We start from the raw sequence: 20,027 nt of genomic DNA on the forward strand, positions 1-20,027 counted from the left end.
GACGAATCACAACGCCGCGGCGCGAATCTCGCGCAGGCTAGGTGCTTCGAGTTCTAGAGTCTTGAGGTCGAGGAAGACCAGGTTGCCCTGCTGGAGATCGCAGCCGAGGCTCGCGACTCGTCGACCGTCGGCCCTAACACCACCACCGGGCTGGTGCATATGACCGTGCGCCAGGAGCTTAGGCATGACGCTGTCCCATACCTGCTTCACGCGAACGCGAGACGCCGCCGATGCGAGCCGCTCCGCTTCGGGGATGCCCAGAGGGTTGGTCCGCAAGATGTTCTGGACAGCGCGGACAGGGGTCCCCGCCGGTGACTCGTGCGTGATCATGATGTCTGCTGGGCCGCCACTGGCCGCGGCCTCGACCATTTCCTCGGTGATGGCTTCTTCGGGCCACCAGTCGACCCCCTCCGTTCTGTAACGACGGTCGATCGATGTGGCGCCGCCCAAGCAGAGGATGCTGCGCCCGCCGATGTTGAGTCGGTAGGGCCGGGGGAGAAGCCACTGCAGCTCCGAAATCCTGATCGCCTCTCCAGGGTGCTGCGCGAATAGAGGAGAGATGGCGCCCCAAGGCTCGTGGTTGCCCAGCACGGTGCAGACGCGTGACACCCCGGCTTCACGAAACGCCGTGTCCACGTCGCGATCATCCGACCACCAGTCACCTGCCTGTATCACGGTGGTGACGTCGGGCGCGAGCACCGCGATCGCACGGGCGACGGTCCGGATCCAGCTCAGATTCCCGTGCCAGTCGCCAGAGATGGCGATCCTCCGGTCGGGCAGGTCCATGAAGGCGGCGGATTCGAAGACTTTGTCCAGCATGCTCGCTCCTGTCGTTTCGCCTGACCGCCTTTGGTAGGGGAGGCCATCGCCGGCTATCGCGACGGCGAATGCGGCTAATAATCCGCGCGCATTGCAATCCTGTCAAGGGTCCACGACTCCGGACTCGTCATCGGCTGACCGCCCTGTCGCGCAAGGGAGCCCTTGCGCCCTACCACGGTTGCGGGTAAAAAGCCGCATATGAAACTGCGAGTTCTACGATCCCGTTCCCCCTGACGGGTGGCGAGCTACCTGAGGGGTGGGCGCGCTGGCGTGGCCTGGGTAGGCTGCCGTCGTTCCGCAGCCTGTGTCCGAGCGAGCTTGATCACGTCGGCGACCTTCGCCGCGTCCGCGCTCAGCAGCGCCGGCTCGAGCCAATGACCGAAGTGATCGAGCAAGCGCCCCAAGTCCTCGAGCTGCATGACCGTATCGCCAGCCAGCATCGGCTGCAGCTTCCCGTAACGGATCTCAAGGGCCTCGGCGAGCTGCGACATCTTCCGGATCGGAGCCTTCGGGTTCCTCAGGAACTTCACCCGGACAGAGTGCGCCACCCGGTGCTGCAACTGCGCCGCGCGTAGCCGACCACGGCTCTCTCGCGACCACGTCTCGTCCGGGGTGACCCACTGTGTTTCGCCCTTCCGCCCGAAGTCCGCGGGGTCGATCAGGAACTGTTTGGGCACGTACTTCGGGCTGGGCACCCACAAGACTCTAGCCAATGGCGTGTATTTCCGCCAAGGGCGTGACTTTTTCGGCTCTGGGCCCGGATTTCGCGAATCGGCACGCATGGGAGAAACATCATGACGAAGAACCGATACATCAAGCGCACAGTCGCAGATTTCGACCGCATCGAGTGGCTCGACGCGAAGCACCGCACCCACTCCGTCCGCGTCGCTGGCCCGGAATCAGTGCGAGACATCAAACCGGCACAGCTGAGCCGGCGAGCCGGTAAGTGGGTCGGGCAGCAGGCTCACCAAGGCTACTACTGGTGCGCCGGCATGCAGGCTCACGTCTGGCACGAGTCGATGACGGAGTTCACGAGCCTCATGCTCGTCGACCACCTCTACGAAATCGCTGAGATTCTCGCGCAACCGCTTCTGCTCACCTTCGCCGACGGCTCGCACCACCACCCCGACTTTCTCATCACCGGTGCTGACGGCTCGCGCTGGCTCCTTGACGTGCACATCAAGGCGATGACCACCGAGTCGGATGAGAAGAAGTTCAAGCTGACCGCGGCCCTCTGCGAACGCGTGGGCTGGAGCTACGAGTTGCTCGACGCCGTTACCAACACCGAGCGGTGGAACCTGGAGTTACTCGCTCGGTGGGCACACCCCCGATTCGCCCCGTCGCCAGTGGAGCGGCGTCGGTTGCTCACCCTCGCGAACTCGTGCCGCACGTTCGGAGAGCTCCGTGTCTCCGCGAATCGGCCGTTCCCTGCCGCAGCGCTCCCGGCCATCTACCACCTGATGTGGAAGAGGAACATCATCTTCGCCCTCGACCGCCCCTTCACCGACGACACCCTCATCGAAGCAGCCTGACGGCTCGCTTCCGAAAGGAAAGACCATGCCCACCGCCCCCCGCACCATCACCCTCGGCCAGACCATTGAGCTGCCCGACGCCGATTACACCCTGGTCGGTTTCGCGAGCGGCGCCTTCCGGCTCCGCAACCAATTCACCAACCAGTACATCGTTCTCGACCACGCCGAGCTGGCCCGTGTCTTGCCTCCCGGGAAGCCGCTCGAGACCAGCGCGGCAAAGCCTGTCGGCTCGGTCGCCGAAGAGCTGGACCGCCTCGATGAAGACGCCCGCATCCTCATCCCTCACCTCCAGGAGATTCTCGATGGTACGGCCCCCGACGGAGGGCAGCCCCGCGCCCAGTACGCGACGCACCTCCCCATGAAGCGGCGTCTCGAGAGCAAGCTCGCCGAGCTCGACAAGCTCGGCCTGGACATGTCCTTCCCGACCCTGAAACGGAAGCTGAAGCGCTATCGCGAGCAGGGCCCGTCTGGGCTGGTCGACGGGCGCGTCGCGAAAGACGCCAAGCCGCTGGAGAAGCTCATCGACCCCGACCTGCTGGCGGAGCTCGCGAAGCTGCTGGCGTCCTACGAAGGCAGGTCTAAGACCTCCTACTCCGCCATCCGAGCCGAGCTGCGTGAGGTGCTCATCGAAAACTACCCGGACCCTGACGAGCGCCCGAAGCTCCCCTCCCCGTCGAGCATCGAACGCTACGTCTCGATGCTTACCGGCCAGAAGAACCCCACCAAAGGCGGCGCGCGGAGGCAGAAGGAGGCGCTCACCCCGCAGCGTCCGTTCCGGCCCCGCCTCGTCACCAGCCCAGGCGACGAGTGCCAGATAGACACGACCGTGTTCGATGCGGCGGTCTTGCTCCCCGACGGCTCTATCGGTCGTCCCCACCTGTCCGTCATGGTCGACAAGCGGACCCGGACCATCATGGGGTTCAACTTCACCGCGTCCGCGCCCACCGGCACCGACCACGCTGTCCTCATCGCCCGAACCCTCGTGCCGCGAAAGTTGCGCCCCTGGAGCAAGCACTATGCCGAGCTCGAGCTTCCAGAGATGCCGTGGGCGCCGCACCTCGACGACGAGATGAGGCAGGGCGACTGGGATACGCACCGCCCCTACATCTTCCCGCGCCGCCTCGTCATCGACAATGGCTCGGATTACCGGTCGGTCGTGCTCCGGGAGACCTGCGAACGGTACGGCATTCACCTCACCGAGTCGCCCATCCACAACCCGACGACGAAAGCGCACGTGGAACGGCTGTTCGGCACCATCTCCAAGAAGTTCGCCCGGTTCCTCCCCGCCTACGTGGGCAGCAACATCGCCGACCTCGGCTCGAAGGCGTGGGCTGAGCGCCCCCTCGACCTGCGAACGGTGTCTCAGCTCTTCGACCGCTGGGTGGCGGTGGTCTACCAGAACAGGCAGCACTCCGCCCTCGTTGACCCGTATCAGCCCACCCTCCGGCACACCCCAAACTCCATGTACGCAGCTTCACTCGACCTCACCGGTCACTTCTTCGTTGCCCTCGAAGAGGAAGACTTCATCACCCTCATGCCCCGAGCCAAGCGGACCATCCGCCCCGACGGCATCGAACTGCGGGGGCGCAAGTACGACAGCCCCCACTTGACCGGCATGCGCAACCAGCGCGACGACAACGACGAGCCGGTGCAGTACGACGTGCACTTCGACCCGGAGGACCTCTCGCAGGTCTGGGTGCGTCACACGGAAGACGACCATTGGGTCCCCTGCGTGTGGTCGTCCGACGCCGGGCTCTCCCGCCCCCACGAGCGACAGCACGTCGAACAAGCCGCCCGACTGTCACAAGCGAACACCGGCTTCACCGACCGGGAGGCAGACGAACTCACCGTCCGGTTGCGTCGTGAGGCCGTTCGGGAGATGCGGGAGCGAACCGCCGCCGAGGCCGAGCTGGCGCGCGCCCAGCATGCGGCCGCTCGGCGAAAGCAGACCCGGGGGAGCGCGACTAAGCCGAAGACGCCCCACGACTACTCCGACTTCATGGAACTCGACACCTTCTAGGAGAACTGATGGACACGCTCTGGTCATCCGACGCGAGCGCCGGCCACTTCGACCGGCACTCGAACCTCATCCCCCTGCTCGAAAGCTTCGTCACCCCGGCCTTCGACTCGGTCACCCTTGACGAGTACGAAGCCTTCAGCCCGCAGCAGCGAGCCGAGTACGACATGCGACGCCTTCGTCACGTGGTCACCGACGTGGTCGTGAAGACCCCCGCTCTCACCGAGCTCTTGCGAGAGGTGGGCCGCGCCTCGTCGCGCGCCCACCGGCCCATCGGACGGGTAGGGGTTGTGCTGAGTGGCCCACCGACGGCCGGGAAGACCACCGGCGCCTACCACGCGATGGTCGAAGCCCTCCGCCGTCACGAGCGGCGTTACCCTGACTGGAAAAGCATGGGCCACCTGCCGCTGGTCTATCTGGAGGTACCGCCCGGCGCGACCGCGAAGAGCATCATGGGCCGGTTCATGCGGTTCATGGACCTGCCCTGTCACCCACGCATGACGCTCGAGGAGCGAACGCAGGTCGTCACCGAGGCCCTGGTCCGGGGACGAACTTCCCTCGTCTGCATCGACGAGTTCCAGAACCTCGGTTCGAACCGGGGCCACTCCGAAGCATCGCAAGCCATCAAGAACCTGCTGAACGCGGTTCCGTGCGTGCCCCTTTATGTCGGCATCGACCTCGAGAAGTCTCTGTTGGGTGGGAACGGACTCGGGACGCAGTTCGCCTCCCGCTCCAAGCTGGTGCGGCTCGGCAAGCTCGGGGTGAGCACGGCGGACGAGAGGCGGCTGTGGGGCGGAGTCGTGTACTCGTTCGAGCGTCAGCTCTGTCTTCTTTCTCACGAGCCGAAGTCGCTGCTGCCCCTCGCCGACTACTTGTGGAAGCGAACCCGCGGCTCCATCGGCGCGCTCGCGAGCCTGCTGACGACGGCCGCCACTGACCTAATCGACGCCGGCAAACCTGCTGACGAGCAGATCACCAAGCAGCTTCTCGACACCATCTCGCTCGACCTCACAACAGAAAGCAACCTGAATCGTGCACTTTCAGTCGAAACCCGCTCCGAGCAGGAGGCGGAAGATGCTGCCTGACATCGCGCCCCTCCTCGTCCGCGTGCGACCGACCCAGTTCGAAGTCCCCGCATCATTCGAGGGACGTCTTCGCGAAGCGAACGCCTACCCGGCGCGGGCCTGGAACACCTTCATCAATGCGGTCATCCGCGACCACCAGCTCGAGGAGGATGGAGACCGCGAACGCCTGCTCGAGAAGCTCGGCGCACTTCGCAAAAACCACTTCCAGCAGGCTCGCGCCGCCCACCACGGCGATGGTACGACGTGCCCGAAGTGCTGGACCGGTCTCGGCGACCGCTTCGCGTGCAGGCTCTGCGCTCGCGGTCAGGTCATCGACGAGGGCGCTCATGACGGGCCCCGCGTCTGCGCTCGTCACCGCATGTGGGTCGGCCCCGGCACCGTGACCGGTGACCAGTTCGTTGTCGGCATGGACGTCGTTCGTGCTGACCGTAAGCACCGGCGACTGCGTCGAAACGGCTCAGCCGACGCGCACCGGCTCGCAGAAGTGTCGGACTGTGTTCGCGCAGCACTCGGCCCGGACGCCCACGGCCGTGACAGCGACGCCAGGGTCTTCGTCCTCTCCATTCGCGTCCTGGCTACCCTGCTCCATCCCCGGGAAATACCTGCCTACTTCGATAGCGTCGTGCCCCTCGAAAAGAGATATGAGACGCTGCGGGCGGGCGTGGCACGCCTCTCTGAAGAGACCGACGCGGTCGTCCTCACGGACGCACTGTGGATGCTCCTCCGGTCCACGGCCCTGCGGCCCTCGGATGGACCGCATGATCTCTCGGGAATCCCGCTGGAGGAGAGTGCCGAAGCACTCGGGCCCTGGTTCTCGCAGCTGCGTTCCAGCACCTATCCGAGATCCCGCCATCAGCAGCTGCTCCAGCTGGTCGGTATCGACCGAGGGCAGACGCGTTACGCGCAGTCTCTTCGGTCCAACGACAAGGCGGACTACGTGTGCCTCAACGGCCACCGCTTCATGGCGGCCGTGAGCGTGGTGTCGGCCGGCGGGGAACGCGGCGGGTGCGGCTACTGCGCCAACAAGCGGCTGCTCCTCGGTCACAACACCCTGGCGGACGTCTATCCCGACCTCGCGGCCGAGTGGGACTACGAACGGAACGACGGTGTGACACCGCGCGACGTGTTCCCAGGGTCCGGTAGGCAGAGGGCCTGGATCTGTGCTGCAGGCCATCGGTACTCCGCCACCCCCAACACTCGAACGACCAAGGGGTCAGGGTGCGGCATCTGCAGCAACAAGGTCCTGTCGGCCGACGTCAACTCGCTGGCAGCAACGCACCCGGACCTGGTCGAATCGGAATGGGACTGGGGAGCGAACGGGAGTCTCAAGCCGGACCAGGTCCTCGCGGGGAGCGAACGAGCTGTCGCCTGGCGCTGCCGAGAGTACGGTCACCCGTTCGTCACCGCCCCGGTCAACCGAACGCGGGGGAGAGGTTGTCACGTCTGTACGAGGCAGAAGCCCCACCCATCAACCTGCCTCGCGGCCACGCATCCGGATGTGGCAGCGCTCTGGGATTACACCCGCAACGGCGACCTCACCCCCGAGGTCGTCATGGCAGGGTCGAACCAGGCGGCGTGGTGGGTTTGTTCAGCGGCCGGGCACAGTTACGACGCAGCGATCTCGAGCGTCGCAAAGGGAATCGGCTGCCGCTTCTGCTCGAATCGAGGGGTCGCGGGTCACAACAGCATGGCTGCCACCCACCCCGAACTCGCTGCCCAACTGCATCCCACGAAGAACCCGGGCGTTACCGCTCACACCTTCGTGGCCGGGACGAGCAAGAGGCTGTGGTGGCAGTGCGAGCGTCTTCATGAGTGGATGGCGACCGGGGACAACCGTGTCAGGTCGCGAACGGGATGTCCGTTCTGCTCCAACAAGAAGGTGTGGCCAGGCTGGAACGACATGCAGACCACCCACCCGGACCTCGCCGCCGAGATGAGTCGAAGCAAGAACGGGCCGAAGTCACCCGCCAACGTCGTTGCCGGCACGGGGCACAATATTCACTGGGAATGCGGCGTCTGCGGCCACGAATGGCAGTCGACCGGAGACGCGCGAGCGAATAGGGGTCGAGGCTGTCCTATCTGCATCGCAACGCGGTGACCTGCGGTGCGTTTGAGCTGAGTCCAGGCAGCCGCACCGTCGCGCATAGGAGAGAATGACCAACGCGTTAGGCAGAGGTGCCGACTAAACGGTCGGACTCATGCTCGACGCCATCATCCACTTCTGTACCGTTGCTCGCCGATGAATGGCGCGCTCTCACCAGCGAAGAACTTGAGGCAATGGCGCTCGTGCGGGTCATGCTTTGGCAGAGTGGATCAGGTGAACGACGATCGCTCCGTATGGTCCGACAACCCCATCGCCGAGGGAAGACCCGATGAGTACGGGCGCGGTCCTTTCGTTCGGACCGTCGCATCGCAGATCGAACGGGCGACCAGCGCCGATCCAAGCACAGTCTTCGCGCTGGTCGGGGAGTGGGGCTCCGGGAAAACTTCGATCATCGAGCAGATCGAGAGAGACCTCGACGACACGTGGCACATCGCGTGGTTCACTCCGTGGTCTGCCGGAGACTCCGCGGCCATGTCTGCCGAGTTCACCTCAACGTTAGCGAGCGCGCTCGGGGTCGAGCCGGGGGGTGCCGGAAGAGAGAAGTTTGCGCGTTACGCGGGATTAGCTGCGCCGCTCCTCAACGCAGTTCCGCTAGTCGGGGCAGCTGCGGCCGGTGGTGCATCCGCGGCGCTTGAACTGCTGGCCGCTCGCCCCCCGTGGCACCAGCAGTTCGAGGAACTCGCGAGCCTCGTTTCCGGTATCGGCGTCCGGGTTCTCATAGTTGTGGACGATGTCGATCGACTTCATGGCGACGAGCTGACGAGCTTGCTTCGCATTGTGAGGCTCTTGGGGCGATTCAGAGGAGTGCACTACCTCCTCGCGTACGACGAATCGACCGTGGCCGAGATGTTGCGAGCCAGCGGAGCCGTCGGGCGGTCAGGCTCGTTCATGGAGAAGATCGTCCAATACCCGTTCGAGATCCCGCCGGTCTCGCACGCCGCTGCACTTCGTCGCACAGGAGTGATCGTCCGGGAAGTGCTGGCAGAAACCGGGCTCAACCTCCTCGACGAAATCGAACAGCGCGAAGCCGAGTTGATCGGGATAATCGCGCCAACGATGCGGACGCCTCGAAATCTCGAACGGTTCCGATCACAGGCACTGACCTTCGCAGACCACGTTCGTACCGCAGAACTCGACGTCCTCGACTACCTCGCTCTCACGTGGCTGAGGCTTCACGCGCACGGGGTCTGGGAGATGCTTCCGCGTTGGGAGAATGAGCTCAGATCTGGCACGACACCTTCGCAGACTGCCATCCTCGAGTCAACAAAGATCACTCGCGATGAATGGCTGGCCCGCATCGAGACGACTCGACCGATGCGCCCGAGCGTTCAAGTGCTGCAAGTGCTCGGTTATATGTTCGAGGGCGTAGAGGCGAGCTTGTTCTCCGCCTTTACTCCGCACGCTCGCGGTGTCTCAGAGCGGGGCTACCTAGGTCGGTACTTGCTCTTGGCTCTCCCTGAGGATGATGTCAGCGACAAGTTGATCGAGGACGCTGTGAGGCAACTGCGGGACGGATCAACCTCTCTGAGAACCCGAGAACTCGCAGCGCTCATCGACGCCGGTAGCGAGGCGTCCGTCGTCGCTTTGAATCGCGCCTACGCGTTCCGCCGCGAGGAGGGCGGGACTTCGAAGGAGCTGGTCGACTACGTGCTCGATAGGGTCGCGAAAGCCGGCGCTGGCGGTGTTACGTCGACGGCAGCAGTCTTGCGAAACTGGGCCAATCGGGAAGTGACGATCGCTCTCGAATCTCGGGTGTTAACAGTGGGCGACCTTCGTGGTCGAATGGCGGATATCGAGCTCATTTTCCTTGCATTTCGTGCGAAAACGCTGCTGCAAGACGGGGAACGCGGCGCCGCGATCGAGCGGATGGTTGTGGACGTCCTGCTTGAAGAGTTCGCGGCGGTCCGGGCGACGATCGAGGCACACCCCAACGGTCTGGGGAATCTGATCGCACTCATCGCACGAGTCCGTGGTGACGACCATGTCCGATCTATGTTCTCGGACGAGGTAGACGACTACGAGCGATACTTTTCACTCGCGAAGTCCCTTGTCATGTTCACCGAGGTGCTAGGCGGCACTCGGACCTGGGAACTTGCATTCAACCGAAATGCGCTGGAGGTGGCGGTCACCGAAGCCGTCCGTGAAAGACATGCTCCCCGCGCGCAAGCTGAAGTTACGGGCGAGCACGTCCCCCGCGACGACTTGCCGTCCCCTTGGGTGACCGACGCGCAAAGGGACGAGTTTGTCAGAGGTCATTTGGCGGCGTATATCCCTGGGGGCGACGTCTAGCAGCATCCTTAAGTCCTGCCAGCTGAGCGCTGGCTCGCGCGCCGGCGTCGGGCTGCGCTTCAACGGCGTCGGTGGCACCGACTATCGTCCGGGGCATGGGCGAGATCTTTTCTGAGAACCTGATCAGCTGGTTTTGGGCACCGCTCTCGGTCGGAGTGGGCTTGTGGCTAGCGGCGGAGGCGTTCCGTGCGGTCCGAGGCTCGATCGCCTCTCGTCGCCGGCGACGGATGCAGATCGTCACCCTGATGGGGCGCGCCGAGAACCTCGTTGTCCGCGCCGTGCGAGACGGGCTCTATGAGGAAGCGTGGATCAGCAACACCTCAGAGCCTTTAGCTCGAGTTCGCGAACAGTACGACGATCTGACCGTTGAGGCGCTCGCGCTATTCGAGGAGCGCGAGGGGGCGGTGTCCTACTGGGCTGCGGTGGAGTTCTATGCCGGGTTCGAGGAACCACTCCGATACCTGGAGATCACGAATACGCCTCGGCGGCGGGAAAGGAACGCACCGCTCCTTCATCCATCGCAAGCGGGCGTGCTCTGGTATCCGCCTCGCCCGGCGCTGCTCGTGTACTGGGCCAAAAGGCGCTGGCTATGGGTTCGGGGAAACGAGGGCGGCCCGTGGTTCGGCGATATGCACTCGGAGGGCGGAGACAAGAGCCGCCATCAAGCAGTCACTCCGAACTCTTGCGGACCGGGCGACATCTTGTTGCCTGGTGCGTGGCGATCACGGAGGCGCCTTTCATCAGAGGATTACGCCCCGTTTGAACGGGTGAGTGGCCTTTGAGTTGAACGCAATCTCTAAGCACTGCGCACGAGGTCAAGTAAGTTGACGCGTTCAGCGCGTGGGGGCGGACCACGAGCTAGGGTTTGCATGGCTCAACTAAGTCAAATCGGGATCAAGTAGTCTGACGCCCCATAGCACGGAGACCCGACGGGGCCCCCGGCATTGCTCACACGAGCGGATGCCGGGGGTCTTTTCTCGTTCCGGCAGTCTGCCCCGGTGACGGATGCAATAGATCGCACGTGACACGCCGGCCCGCGGGCGCGGGGAACGGCGTGTCGCCTCGGATCCATTGCATCGGAGCACGGTCAGCGAGGGCGAGTGCCTCGCCTCATGCGGACTCGGCGGCCCGTCGTCGCAGGAACCGGCGCTCGGCGTCCGTCGGAGCGAGGTCCGCTGCGCGCCCGTAGTGGGCCGCCGCCTCACCGCTCCGGCCCGCCCGACGCAAGAGGTCCGCAACGGTCGCGTGGAGCAGGTGATAGCTGTCGAGTGCGCCGCCCCGCAGTTCTGCGAGCAGGGCGAGCCCCGCCTCGGGGCTCTCCGCGAAGCTCACGGCGACCGCACGGTTGAGGTCCACGACCGGTGACGGCGCCACACGCGAGAGGCGACCGTAGAGGTCGGCGATGCGCGCCACGTCCGTCTCGGCCGGCGACGGGGCGGTCGCGTGCAGCGCCGCGATCTCGGCCTGCAGCAGGTAGGGCCCCTCGACGCCGTCGATGCGGCGCCGCACGGACCGAGCCGCAGCGAGCGCCGTGACACCGTCGGCGATCATCCGCGCGTCCCAGCGCGTGCGGTCCTGATCGGCGAGCAGAACGAGGTCGCCCTCGGCGTCGAGTCGCGCCGCGGTGCGCGAGTGCTGGAAGAGCATGAGCGCGAGCAGTCCACGCACCTCGGGAAGGTGCGGTGAGTCCCGCATCAGGACATCGAGAAGTCCCGCGAGACGGATCGCCTCATCTGCCAGAGCGGGGCGCACGAGGTCCCCGCCACTGGAGTACCCCTCTGTGAACAGCGTGTACAGGACGGCGAGGACGGCGTCGGTGCGCGCCGGCAACTGTTCCCGTGCCGGTACCCGGTAGGGGATGCCGGCATCCCGGATCTTCGCTCGCGCGCGAACGAGCCGCTTCTGCATCGTGGCGGGGGAGATGAGGAAGGCCCGGGCCACCTCGTTCACATCGAGCCCGACGACGGTGCGCAAGGTGAGCGCCACCCGCGCCTCCATCGAGAGCGCGGGATGGCAGCAGGTGAAGATGAGGCGAAGGCGATCGTCGTCGACGGCCGCCTCGGTGTGCGCGTCGGGGTCCTCCCACGCGGCGGTGCGTGCCTGATCGAGATCCACCGCGGCCTCGACCGCGGCTCTGCGCGCGGTGGTCCGCCGCGTCGATGCCCGGCGGAGACCGTCGATGGCGGCATTCTGCGCGGCCGTCGTGAGCCACGCCGCCGGATTGCGGGGGATGCCGGTGCGCACCCACGCGGTGAGGGCGCTGGCCGCGGCATCCTGCATCGCGTCCTGCGCGAGCTCCCAGTCGCCGGTGCGACCGATCAGGTTCGCGACGATTCGCAGACGCTCGGCGGCGACCGTCTCGGCGAGCACCGTGCCCACCGCGACGGCCGCCGGATCTCCGGTCATACGCTCATCCGAGTGGCCACACGGGGCGTACCTCGACACGTCCGAAGCGGGCCATCGGATGCCGCGCCGCGATCTCGATGGCCTCATCGAGGTCAGCGACGTCGATCAGATCGAAGCCCGCGATCCATTCCTTCGTCTCGGTGAAGGGACCGTCGGTGAGGATGGTGCGACCGTCGCGGACGGTGACGGTCGTCGCGTCGGACGGCGGTCGCAGGCGGTTGCCCACGCGGGCCGCGCCGCGACGGTCCAGGTCCGCGGCCCAGTCCTCGATGTCGTCCTCCTCCGGCACGTACGTCGGGGCGGCGGGATCGCTGACGATGAACAGCAAGTACTCCATGGTTGTCTCCTTCGAGGTCGATCTGTCAGGGACGACGCAGGCACGGCGCCCCCGAGGACTTTCGTGGCGAAGATCTCGCTCAGTGCATCAACCGACGGACTTCGACGGGCGAGAATCGGGTCTCGCCGAGGCTCTCGGCGATCTCGACGGCCCGCTCGCGGTTCACGACGTCGACGATGTAATAGCCGCCGATGATCTCGACGCCTTCTGTGAACGGTCCGCGGGTGGACACCGACTCACCTCGGTGCGTCCCGATGACGACGGCGTCGTCGGGGTCGAGCTCGTTGCCGTCGACGAGTTCGCCGGACGCCCGCAGGTCCTCGAAGACCCGCCGGTGCGCGTCGTCGAAGACCGAGGGGTCCGCATCCCACTGGCTCCGGGCGTCGTCGTCGGTGAAGATCGTGATCATGTAGCGCATGGCGTCCCTTTCGGTTGTTCCTGACTACACGACGGATGCTCAGCTGCCCAGAGGACAGCCGGCGCGACCCGTCAGTCGACTTGGCCGCAGGGCGAGACGGCCAGAATGTCGAGCGTCGCCGAACCGTCACCGGCTTGCTCGGTCACGTCCACCGACACCCCGGTCCCGGCTCGGTTCAGGCGAACGGTCGCGACCGCGGTGTCGATCCCCGCGGGCTCGACCGCCCAGTCCTCACCGAGAGCGAGAGGGAGGTCGGTCACCACCGCGGCGGCGTCCTGAGCGTCGGGTAGAACCGCTGCGCCCTGGACCGTGGCGAAGGCGGCCCCATCGGGACCGGTGGGCGCGCCGGCGTCGCTCTCGCACGGAGTCGACGTGACGTCGCCGCTCCGGGTGAATCGCGTGCCGTCCGGCAGAGCGGCCACGACGTCAGCGACGGCCTGTTCGGCGTCGGTGCGCACCGACGCGTACGTCGGCGTGGGCGCCGGAGTGCACGCGGCGAGCAGGAGGGAGAGGATGCCGACGAGCGCCGTTGCCGTGGCAGTTCGAGGAATCATCAGCCCGCGCGGCTCCGTGCGAGCGATGTGAGCAGGAGTCGGACATCGGTGAGCACGGTCCCGTTGGCCGTCGCGTCACCGCTGAAGAGTCGATTGTGAAGGGTCAGCCCGCGGGCGAGCATGCCCCCCGGGGCCGACGGCGGAACGTCGGACAGGCCGGGATCGATGATCTTGATCCCGGCGAACTCCTCGGGTCCGACGCCGTAGCCGATGTCGCCGACCTGGAAGCCGGCGTACAGGCGGTTGATGTCGTCCGTCGCCTGGGCGGCGTAGTAGGCCGTCCCCGGCGAGGTGGTGTAGCCGTCGGTCGCCCCGACGCCGGCGGCGAGGAAGCGCGCGTCGAAACGCGCTCCGTCCTCCTCTGCGGCACTGCCTACCTGAGACCCGGCGCTGTGCTCGTAGCTGAGGGTCGGCATGCCCGGGAAAGCGACGTCGATACCCTTCACGATGCGAGCGTAGCTGGCGCCCGCTGCTGTGGCGATCGTGTTGTTCTGCGGGCCCGAGGCGAGGTCGATCGAGAGCTGCGGCATCGGCGCTGCGAGGACGGTGAACGCGAGTACCGGTGTCGTCGGATCGGCGTGGTCGACCTGCCAGTCGGCGAACGCTGTGACCGGGTCGGGGACCATGAAGCTCCGCAGGGACGCATTGGTCCCCGGGACCACCAGGAGGATGCCGGTCGCGGTCGTCGGATTCCCGGTCATCTCGACGAGGGCACCCGAGCCCGGGGCGAAGAGGTACAGTTTCACGTCGCCGCTGACGACCCTCGCCAGGTAGGAGCGCTCCTGCAGGAGCGGCTCGAGCTCGGTCCGGGATGCGGGGGTGGCGGTTCGACGCGCGAGTGTCGTCAGGGTCGTCTCGAGTTCTCGGAGCCGATCCCGGGCCGCGACGCGGTTGGCCGCGACGCGCGCATCTGCGGGGAGACCGTCGAGTGCGCCGATCCGCTCGGGGCTCGAAGCGATGAGGTCCGCCTGCGTTCGGCTGGACAGACCCGACCACCACGTCGCCGCGGCGTGGGGGTCGGCGTCGCCGGTGTGAAGCGGCGCCGGGGCGGGGGAGTCGAGGGCGTCCTCGGCCGGGTGGACGGACGCGAAGAAGAAGAGTGCGGCAGCGGTCAGCGCGACAGCGGGGTGGGCGAGCGCGCGCAGCATACCGCTGATGATAGAGGTCCGCGGGACCAGTCCGGTCACTCTTGAATACTGACCCTGGACGCAGGTCACTCATAGACTTCTGCCGTGGTAGATACCCCCGTAGAGGACGCACCGCGCTTCAGCCCCGTCATCGCGCTGCTCGCCGTCTCGGCGTCGTGGGAGGCGCAGCTCGCCGCCGAGCTCCGCGACCTCGGTATCTCCACCCGGAAGTTCGGGTTGTTGGGGCACATCGGGGCGGAACCCGGTATCTCCTTCTCGGAGCTCGCGCGCCGCTCGCGGATCACAGTTCAGTCGGCCCACGCCGCCGTACATGCCCTCGTGGACGACGGCTTGGTCGCCGACGCGACGGCCCAAGCGGGTGCGGCGAGCGATCTGAGCGTGACCGACCGCGGAGCCCGGGTCCTCCGCGACGCGCAGGACCGCCTCGAGCGCCTCGATGACGCCCTGTCGCGGTCGTACCCGCGGATCGCGGACTCCCTGGGCGGGATCCGCGCGGGCGTGATCGAATGACCTCTGGCCGCGGCCGGACCCGTGCGGCCCTCCGCGGTGCCGCGCGCGCTCTGCTCGCCGTCCTCCTGGCCGCAGCGGGGCTGGGGCACGTGACCGTTCTGCGGCGCGGATTCCGCGTCGCGGTCCCCGATTGGTCGACCCGCCTCCTGCGAACGGACAAGGACACGATCGTCGTCGCGTCGGGCGTGGTGGAGATCGTGCTCGGCGTCGCCCTGCTCGCACTGCCACGCGAGCGGCGCCGGGTCGGGATGGCGGTCGCAGCCCTGTTCGTCGCCGTGTTCCCGGGCAACATCCATCACTGGCGCTCGCGAAGGGACGTCCCCGGTCTCGACTCCGACGCGAAGCGATTCGGCCGGCTCTTTCTGCAGCCGCTGCTGGTCGCGTGGGCGGTGTGGTCGACGCGTCGCTGACGCGATGGCGGGGAGTCCGGCATCCTTCAGGTAGGCTGAAGGCGTGTTCCGCACTCCTCACACGATCTTCCGCATCCTCGCCGTCGCCGAGATGTTCTCCTGGACCCTGCTCATCGCTGGCCTCATCGTCCGCGCGGTCGGAGGTCCTGCCGTCGCCGTCACGATCGGCGGCGGCATCCACGGTTTCGTCTTCCTCTCCTATGGGGCGACGGCGCTCCTCGTCGCCCTCAACAACAGGTGGGGGATCGGCACGGCGGTTCTCGCGGTGGGGTCGGCTGTCGTCCCCTACGCGACGCTCCCGGTCGAGATGTGGTTGCGGCGGAGCGGTCGACTCGACGGCGCGTGGCGCCTCGACGAGACGTCGGATCCCCGTGACCGGCGGCCTGTCGACCGGCTGCTGCGCTGGTTCCTGCGGCACGCCGGCATCCTGATCGCCGTCATCGTGGTCGCGGTCGTCGCCCTCTACGTCGTGCTGCTGATCGTCGGCCCTCCCGGAGGGCGTTGATCGTCAGCGACGCGTCGACACCGTGACGGTGAACTTCGCGTCGCGCGCCACCTGGCGGGTCGGTCCCACGATCCGCTCGAGCTCGCCGCGGTACCTCATGCCCGAGTTCCAGACGCACCAGAGCTCGCCCCCCGGGCGCAACACGCGTGCGGCATCGGAGAACAGGCGAGGCGCGAGCCGATCCGTCACCGCCGCACCGCTGTGGAACGGCGGGTTCAGCGCGATGAACGACGCGGATGCCGCGGCCCGGTTCGCCAGCAGATCGTCGCGGACCACCTCGACCCGGTCCGCGACACCGTTGGCCGCCGCCGTCGCCTGAGCCGAGGCCACCGCGGCAGCCGACTGATCCGACGCGTACACCGCTGCGGCGGGATGCCGGAGCGCGAGGTGTGCGGCCACGGCGCCGGTTCCGCACGCGAAGTCGATCAGCGGGTCGTCGGGCGTTCCGCCCGTCGGCTGCGCGGGCAGGTGAGCGAGGAGCAGGCGCGTGCCGAGGTCGAGACGAGCCCCGGCGAACGCGCCGCCGAAGGCGCGGATCTCGAGGTCGCCCTCCCGCCCTTCTGCGGGGACGGGGTCTTGACCTTTCCGGGGGTCGCGAGCGACCAGCACGCGTGACTTCTGGCGGGCATGCGAGACGTCGATCCGGCCGAAGTGCTCGCCGAGCACGTCGTTCATGGTGAGCGTCATGTGCTTGAGGCGACCGCCCGCGACCACGACGACGTCGCGCGAGGCGTGGGCGGCGATGAGCGCCGCCATGTCACGGAGGGCGTCGAGCGACCGGGGGAGTCGCAGGAGCACGATGCGGGCGTCCCGGACGGCATCGGCGTCGAGAGCGACGGTCTCGACGGCGTCCCGGAGACCGAGCTCCTCCGCGTTCCGCAGGATCGCCAGCTCGCCTGCGAGCGCGTCCTGATGCACGCGCACCTCGCGTGCTCCATCGTGCGCAGCGGCGAGGGCGAGGGCGCCGTAGGCGTCCCCGAGGACGACGACCGAACCCGCCGGTGCGCGGGCGCGGAGGTCGGCGGACTCGTCCAGGATGAGGCGGTCGGCGGCATCCGAGGCCATGAGGTCGGGCGCCTCGACGTCGGGACGACGGGACAGCCGCTCGAACGGGAACGGGGCGGGTCGCGTCACCTGACCAGCGTAGGCGAGGGCGTCGGCCGGATCGTCGCCTCGGCGGGGGATACTCGGGGGATGAAGACAATCGCTCGCTGGGTTCTCGCCGGCGCCATGGTGTTCGCCGGACTCAGCCACCTGTTCTGGGCGCGCAAGGAGTTCCAGGCTCAGGTCCCCGACCTCGTCACCGACACCCTGCCGATCGACAAGGACGGCGTCGTCGTCGCCTCCGGCGCCGTCGAGATGATGCTGGGTGCCGCGCTCGTCGTCCTGCCCAAGGAGCGGCGTCGCATCGGCGTCATCCTCGCGGCCTTCTTCGTCGCGATCTTCCCCGGGAATCTCGACCAGGCCGTCAAGAAGCGCGACGGCTTCACGCTCGACAGCGACACCGCGCGCTGGCGCCGCCTGCTGTTCCAGCCCGTGCTCGTCGCGTGGGCGCTCTGGTCCACGCGCGACTGACTCGGCCCGCGCATACGACGATGCCCCCGACCGGAAACGGTCGAGGGCATCGTCGCATCACGAGAGGATCAGGTTCTGACTCCGCCGGTCCGCAGTCGCGACAGGGCGTCGACCGTGGCGGCGAGGATCAGGACGCCGCCGGTGACGATCAGGTTGAAACCGGCATCCATCTTCAGCAGCCCGAGGCCGTTGATGATGACCGCGATGACGAGCGCGCCGATCGCGGCGTGGATCAGACGACCGCGACCGCCGAACAGGCTCACACCGCCGACGACGGCCGCTGCGACACCCGACAGCACGACGTCGCGTCCTACGGCACCATCGACGGATCCGACGCGGGTCTGCGCGAACAGAAGCGAGACGACAGCGAGGCCGGACGCGGCGACGAAGCACCACCACTTCACCCACCGCACCTTGATACCGGCGCGACGTGCGGCCTCGGCGTTGCCGCCGATGGCGTACACGTAACGGCCGAAGCGGGTGCGGTCGAGGACGAACGTGCCGATGAAGAGGATCGTCAGCACCACCGGAACGATGATGGGGACACCCTCGATCGGGATGATCGACTGCGAGCGGTTCAGGTTGAGCACGAACACCGCGGCACCGCCGAACAGTGCGATGACGGCGAGCTTCGCCCACACGAGCGCCATGGGCCGGTTCGGGACACCGGCCCGGGTGCGACGGCGACGGTCCCAGAACGACAGGCCTCCGGAGATCAGGAGCATGACGACGAGCATCGCCCATCCCGCCCAGATCGGCATGCGACCGTTCTGCAGTGCGAGCAGCTCGGGCACCTGGATCGGGTAAAGCCCGCCCGCGCCGATGATGAGGAGCGCGAGCCCCTGATATCCGAGGAACAGGCCGAGGGTGACGACGAACGACGGGATGCCGATCCTCGCCACCAGGAATCCGATCAGCGCTCCAGTGGCCAGACCGATCAGGAAACCGATCGCGAGTGCGAGCGGCCACGGGAACTCGAACTTGACGTTGAGCACCGCGAACGCAGCCACGCCGACACCGCCGGTAACGCCCGCCGACAGGTCGATCTCGCCCAGCAGCAGGACGAACACGAGCGCCATGCCGAGGACGACGAGCGACGCTGCCTGGCTCATGAGGTTCGCGAAGTTGACCGGGGTGAAGAAGAACCTGCTGAGCACGCTGAAGAGGATCACGAGCAAGATGAGGCCGCCCACGGCGGGGAGGGCGCCCATCTCACCGCCTCGCACACGCTGCCACCACGCGTTGATCTGGTCTCCGACACCGCCTTCGACGCCACTGCCGATGAGATCGCTCGCGACGGGGTCGGGGGCCGCTGCGGTCCGGGTGCTGGTGCTCATGCGTCGCCTCCGACGGGGATCGTGGACGTGCCCACGAGCTGCACGCCCGGCGGGACCTTGGTTCCGGTGATATAGCCGACGATCTCGTCGCGGGTCGACTCGGTGGTCGGCACCTGCGCGACCATCTGGCCGAGGTAGAGGACGGCGATGTCGTCGGCGACCGCGAAGACATCGGCCAGGTTGTGGCTGATGAGGACCACGGCGACGCCCTGGTCGGCGAGGCGACGGACGAGGTTCAGCACCTGCTCCGTCTGTGCCACGCCGAGCGCAGCGGTGGGCTCGTCGAGGATGACGACCCGGGCCTTCTTCAGGACGGCTCGCGCGATGGCGACGGTCTGGCGCTGGCCGCCCGAGAGGCTCGACACCTTCTGCCGGACGCTCTTCACCGTCCGCACCGACAGGGACCGCAGGGTGTCGGAGGCTTCCTTCTCCATGCGGCCCTCGTCGAACGTGCCGGCGCTGACCTCCTCGCGACCGAGGAACATGTTCTGGACGATGTCGAGGTTGTCGCAGAGGGCGAGGTCCTGATAGACGACCTCGATGCCGAGGGCGCCCGCGTCGCGGGGCGTGCGGAGATGCTCCTCGCTCCCGTCGACGAGGATCTGACCGGTGTCGTAGGGCTGCACACCGGCGAGGCCCTTGATGAGAGTGGACTTTCCGGCGCCGTTGTCGCCGACGAGGGCGGTGACCATGCCCGGACGGACCTTGAGGTCGACGCCCTTGAGGACGCTGACGGGACCGAAGGACTTCGTGACGTGCCGGAGTTCGATGATGGGTTCGCTCATGCGGGTTCTCCTGAGAGATCGAGGGGGATCGGCGCAGACAGAGGGGAGTGGGGGGGGGGGGGGGGGGGGGGGCCGCCCCCCCCCCCCCCCACCCCCCCCCCCCCCCCCCGGGGGGGGGGGGGGGGGGGGGCGGCCCCCCGCCCCCCCCCCCCCCCCGCGGGGGGCGGCCCCCGCGCCCCCCGCGCCCCCCGGCCCG

General features: G+C 67.3%; 20 protein-coding genes. 10 read left to right on the forward strand and 10 right to left on the reverse strand.

All coding sequences use genetic code 11. The features are described 5' to 3' along the window. Positions 1-6 precede the first annotated feature (6 nt). A complete protein-coding gene (locus ACIQLK_RS14025; protein ID WP_400365532.1) occupies positions 7-819 on the reverse strand; it encodes a metallophosphoesterase in 813 nt (270 codons plus the stop codon). A 245-nt stretch (positions 820-1,064) separates the two neighbouring features. Then, the gene (locus tag ACIQLK_RS14030; RefSeq protein ID WP_400365533.1) at positions 1,065-1,514 is read right to left on the reverse strand and encodes a hypothetical protein; all 450 of its coding nucleotides are present in this window, start codon (positions 1,512-1,514) and stop codon (positions 1,065-1,067) included. 99 nt (positions 1,515-1,613) lie between these two features. Here ACIQLK_RS14030 and ACIQLK_RS14035 point away from each other — a divergent pair, with 99 nt between their 5' ends. The 6 genes from ACIQLK_RS14035 (at position 1,614) to ACIQLK_RS14060 (ending at position 10,628) form a co-directional block, all read left to right on the forward strand. Further along, complete coding sequence (locus ACIQLK_RS14035; protein WP_400365535.1) at positions 1,614-2,351, forward strand: TnsA-like heteromeric transposase endonuclease subunit; 738 nt, start codon at positions 1,614-1,616, stop codon at positions 2,349-2,351. 25 nt (positions 2,352-2,376) lie between these two features. Further along, complete coding sequence (locus ACIQLK_RS14040; RefSeq protein WP_400365537.1) at positions 2,377-4,371, forward strand: Mu transposase C-terminal domain-containing protein; 1,995 nt, start codon at positions 2,377-2,379, stop codon at positions 4,369-4,371. An 8-nt stretch (positions 4,372-4,379) separates the two neighbouring features. Continuing rightward, positions 4,380-5,453, forward strand: a complete 1,074-nt coding sequence (locus tag ACIQLK_RS14045; RefSeq protein WP_400365539.1) for a TniB family NTP-binding protein — start codon at positions 4,380-4,382, stop codon at positions 5,451-5,453. Next, on the forward strand, positions 5,443-7,551 hold the full coding sequence (locus ACIQLK_RS14050; RefSeq protein WP_400365541.1) for a zinc-ribbon domain-containing protein: 2,109 nt from the start codon (positions 5,443-5,445) through the stop codon (positions 7,549-7,551). Before ACIQLK_RS14045 ends, ACIQLK_RS14050 begins: the two co-directional genes overlap by 11 nt. 219 nt (positions 7,552-7,770) lie before the next feature. Continuing rightward, positions 7,771-9,846: a P-loop NTPase fold protein gene (locus ACIQLK_RS14055; protein ID WP_400365543.1), complete on the forward strand. Its 2,076-nt coding sequence runs from the start codon at positions 7,771-7,773 to the stop codon at positions 9,844-9,846. Between the two features lie 95 nt (positions 9,847-9,941). After that, complete coding sequence (locus ACIQLK_RS14060) at positions 9,942-10,628, forward strand: hypothetical protein (RefSeq protein WP_400365545.1); 687 nt, start codon at positions 9,942-9,944, stop codon at positions 10,626-10,628. 328 nt (positions 10,629-10,956) lie between these two features. Here the strand turns inward: ACIQLK_RS14060 and ACIQLK_RS14065 are convergent, their stop codons facing one another. From ACIQLK_RS14065 to ACIQLK_RS14085, 5 genes are all read right to left on the reverse strand, one after another. After that, the gene (locus ACIQLK_RS14065; RefSeq protein ID WP_400365547.1) at positions 10,957-12,252 is read right to left on the reverse strand and encodes an RNA polymerase sigma factor; all 1,296 of its coding nucleotides are present in this window, start codon (positions 12,250-12,252) and stop codon (positions 10,957-10,959) included. A gap of 4 nt (positions 12,253-12,256) precedes the next feature. Continuing rightward, on the reverse strand, positions 12,257-12,589 hold the full coding sequence (locus ACIQLK_RS14070; protein WP_400365549.1) for a YciI family protein: 333 nt from the start codon (positions 12,587-12,589) through the stop codon (positions 12,257-12,259). A gap of 79 nt (positions 12,590-12,668) precedes the next feature. Further along, positions 12,669-13,007 carry a YciI family protein gene (locus tag ACIQLK_RS14075; protein ID WP_400365551.1) on the reverse strand — a complete coding sequence of 113 codons (339 nt, stop codon included), beginning with the start codon at positions 13,005-13,007 and terminating at the stop codon, positions 12,669-12,671. Positions 13,008-13,078: 71 nt separating this feature from the next. Then, a complete protein-coding gene (locus ACIQLK_RS14080) occupies positions 13,079-13,561 on the reverse strand; it encodes a hypothetical protein (protein ID WP_400365553.1) in 483 nt (160 codons plus the stop codon). Then, the gene (locus ACIQLK_RS14085) at positions 13,561-14,709 is read right to left on the reverse strand and encodes a hypothetical protein (RefSeq protein ID WP_400365555.1); all 1,149 of its coding nucleotides are present in this window, start codon (positions 14,707-14,709) and stop codon (positions 13,561-13,563) included. The genes ACIQLK_RS14080 and ACIQLK_RS14085 overlap by 1 nt, the downstream gene beginning before the upstream one ends. A gap of 84 nt (positions 14,710-14,793) precedes the next feature. On the opposite strand from ACIQLK_RS14085, the gene ACIQLK_RS14090 reads away from it, so the two are divergent. Genes ACIQLK_RS14090 through ACIQLK_RS14100 form a run of 3 tightly spaced genes read left to right on the forward strand, consistent with a single transcriptional unit; the run spans position 14,794 to position 16,134 of the window. Beyond that, positions 14,794-15,219, forward strand: a complete 426-nt coding sequence (locus ACIQLK_RS14090; RefSeq protein ID WP_400365556.1) for a MarR family winged helix-turn-helix transcriptional regulator — start codon at positions 14,794-14,796, stop codon at positions 15,217-15,219. Further along, positions 15,216-15,629, forward strand: a complete 414-nt coding sequence (locus tag ACIQLK_RS14095; RefSeq protein WP_400365558.1) for a hypothetical protein — start codon at positions 15,216-15,218, stop codon at positions 15,627-15,629. The genes ACIQLK_RS14090 and ACIQLK_RS14095 overlap by 4 nt, the downstream gene beginning before the upstream one ends. A 43-nt stretch (positions 15,630-15,672) precedes the next feature. Then, positions 15,673-16,134, forward strand: a complete 462-nt coding sequence (locus ACIQLK_RS14100; protein ID WP_400365559.1) for a DUF3817 domain-containing protein — start codon at positions 15,673-15,675, stop codon at positions 16,132-16,134. A gap of 3 nt (positions 16,135-16,137) precedes the next feature. On the opposite strand, the gene ACIQLK_RS14105 is transcribed toward ACIQLK_RS14100, so the two are convergent. Then, entirely contained in the window at positions 16,138-17,268 is a 1,131-nt protein-coding gene (locus tag ACIQLK_RS14105) for a class I SAM-dependent methyltransferase (RefSeq protein WP_400365560.1), read from the reverse strand. Between the two features lie 60 nt (positions 17,269-17,328). Here ACIQLK_RS14105 and ACIQLK_RS14110 point away from each other — a divergent pair, with 60 nt between their 5' ends. Continuing rightward, a complete protein-coding gene (locus tag ACIQLK_RS14110) occupies positions 17,329-17,709 on the forward strand; it encodes a hypothetical protein (RefSeq protein ID WP_400365561.1) in 381 nt (126 codons plus the stop codon). 68 nt (positions 17,710-17,777) lie between these two features. Here the strand turns inward: ACIQLK_RS14110 and ACIQLK_RS14115 are convergent, their stop codons facing one another. After that, complete coding sequence (locus tag ACIQLK_RS14115; protein ID WP_400365563.1) at positions 17,778-19,046, reverse strand: sugar ABC transporter permease; 1,269 nt, start codon at positions 19,044-19,046, stop codon at positions 17,778-17,780. Then, the gene (locus ACIQLK_RS14120) at positions 19,043-19,831 is read right to left on the reverse strand and encodes an ATP-binding cassette domain-containing protein (RefSeq protein WP_400365565.1); all 789 of its coding nucleotides are present in this window, start codon (positions 19,829-19,831) and stop codon (positions 19,043-19,045) included. Before ACIQLK_RS14120 ends, ACIQLK_RS14115 begins: the two co-directional genes overlap by 4 nt. Positions 19,832-20,027: the final 196 nt, after the last annotated feature.

This window comes from Microbacterium sp. NPDC091382 (assembly GCF_044757025.1).
Classification (GTDB): Bacteria; Actinomycetota; Actinomycetes; order Actinomycetales; family Microbacteriaceae; genus Microbacterium.

Excerpts from the sequence above, each read along its gene's own strand:
- ACIQLK_RS14040 (WP_400365537.1), top strand. The coding sequence starts at position 2,377 with ATGCCCACCGCCCCCCGCACCATCACCCTCGGCCAGACCATTGAGCTG.
- ACIQLK_RS14035 (WP_400365535.1), top strand. The coding sequence starts at position 1,614 with ATGACGAAGAACCGATACATCAAGCGCACAGTCGCAGATTTCGACCGC.
- ACIQLK_RS14120 (WP_400365565.1), bottom strand. The coding sequence starts at position 19,831 with ATGAGCGAACCCATCATCGAACTCCGGCACGTCACGAAGTCCTTCGGT.
- ACIQLK_RS14110 (WP_400365561.1), top strand. The coding sequence starts at position 17,329 with ATGAAGACAATCGCTCGCTGGGTTCTCGCCGGCGCCATGGTGTTCGCC.
- ACIQLK_RS14060 (WP_400365545.1), top strand. The coding sequence starts at position 9,942 with ATGGGCGAGATCTTTTCTGAGAACCTGATCAGCTGGTTTTGGGCACCG.
- ACIQLK_RS14070 (WP_400365549.1), bottom strand. The coding sequence starts at position 12,589 with ATGGAGTACTTGCTGTTCATCGTCAGCGATCCCGCCGCCCCGACGTAC.
- ACIQLK_RS14115 (WP_400365563.1), bottom strand. The coding sequence starts at position 19,046 with ATGAGCACCAGCACCCGGACCGCAGCGGCCCCCGACCCCGTCGCGAGC.
- ACIQLK_RS14085 (WP_400365555.1), bottom strand. The coding sequence starts at position 14,709 with ATGCTGCGCGCGCTCGCCCACCCCGCTGTCGCGCTGACCGCTGCCGCA.
- ACIQLK_RS14080 (WP_400365553.1), bottom strand. The coding sequence starts at position 13,561 with ATGATTCCTCGAACTGCCACGGCAACGGCGCTCGTCGGCATCCTCTCC.
- ACIQLK_RS14050 (WP_400365541.1), top strand. The coding sequence starts at position 5,443 with ATGCTGCCTGACATCGCGCCCCTCCTCGTCCGCGTGCGACCGACCCAG.
- ACIQLK_RS14045 (WP_400365539.1), top strand. The coding sequence starts at position 4,380 with ATGGACACGCTCTGGTCATCCGACGCGAGCGCCGGCCACTTCGACCGG.
- ACIQLK_RS14075 (WP_400365551.1), bottom strand. The coding sequence starts at position 13,007 with ATGCGCTACATGATCACGATCTTCACCGACGACGACGCCCGGAGCCAG.
- ACIQLK_RS14065 (WP_400365547.1), bottom strand. The coding sequence starts at position 12,252 with ATGACCGGAGATCCGGCGGCCGTCGCGGTGGGCACGGTGCTCGCCGAG.
- ACIQLK_RS14025 (WP_400365532.1), bottom strand. The coding sequence starts at position 819 with ATGCTGGACAAAGTCTTCGAATCCGCCGCCTTCATGGACCTGCCCGAC.
- ACIQLK_RS14095 (WP_400365558.1), top strand. The coding sequence starts at position 15,216 with ATGACCTCTGGCCGCGGCCGGACCCGTGCGGCCCTCCGCGGTGCCGCG.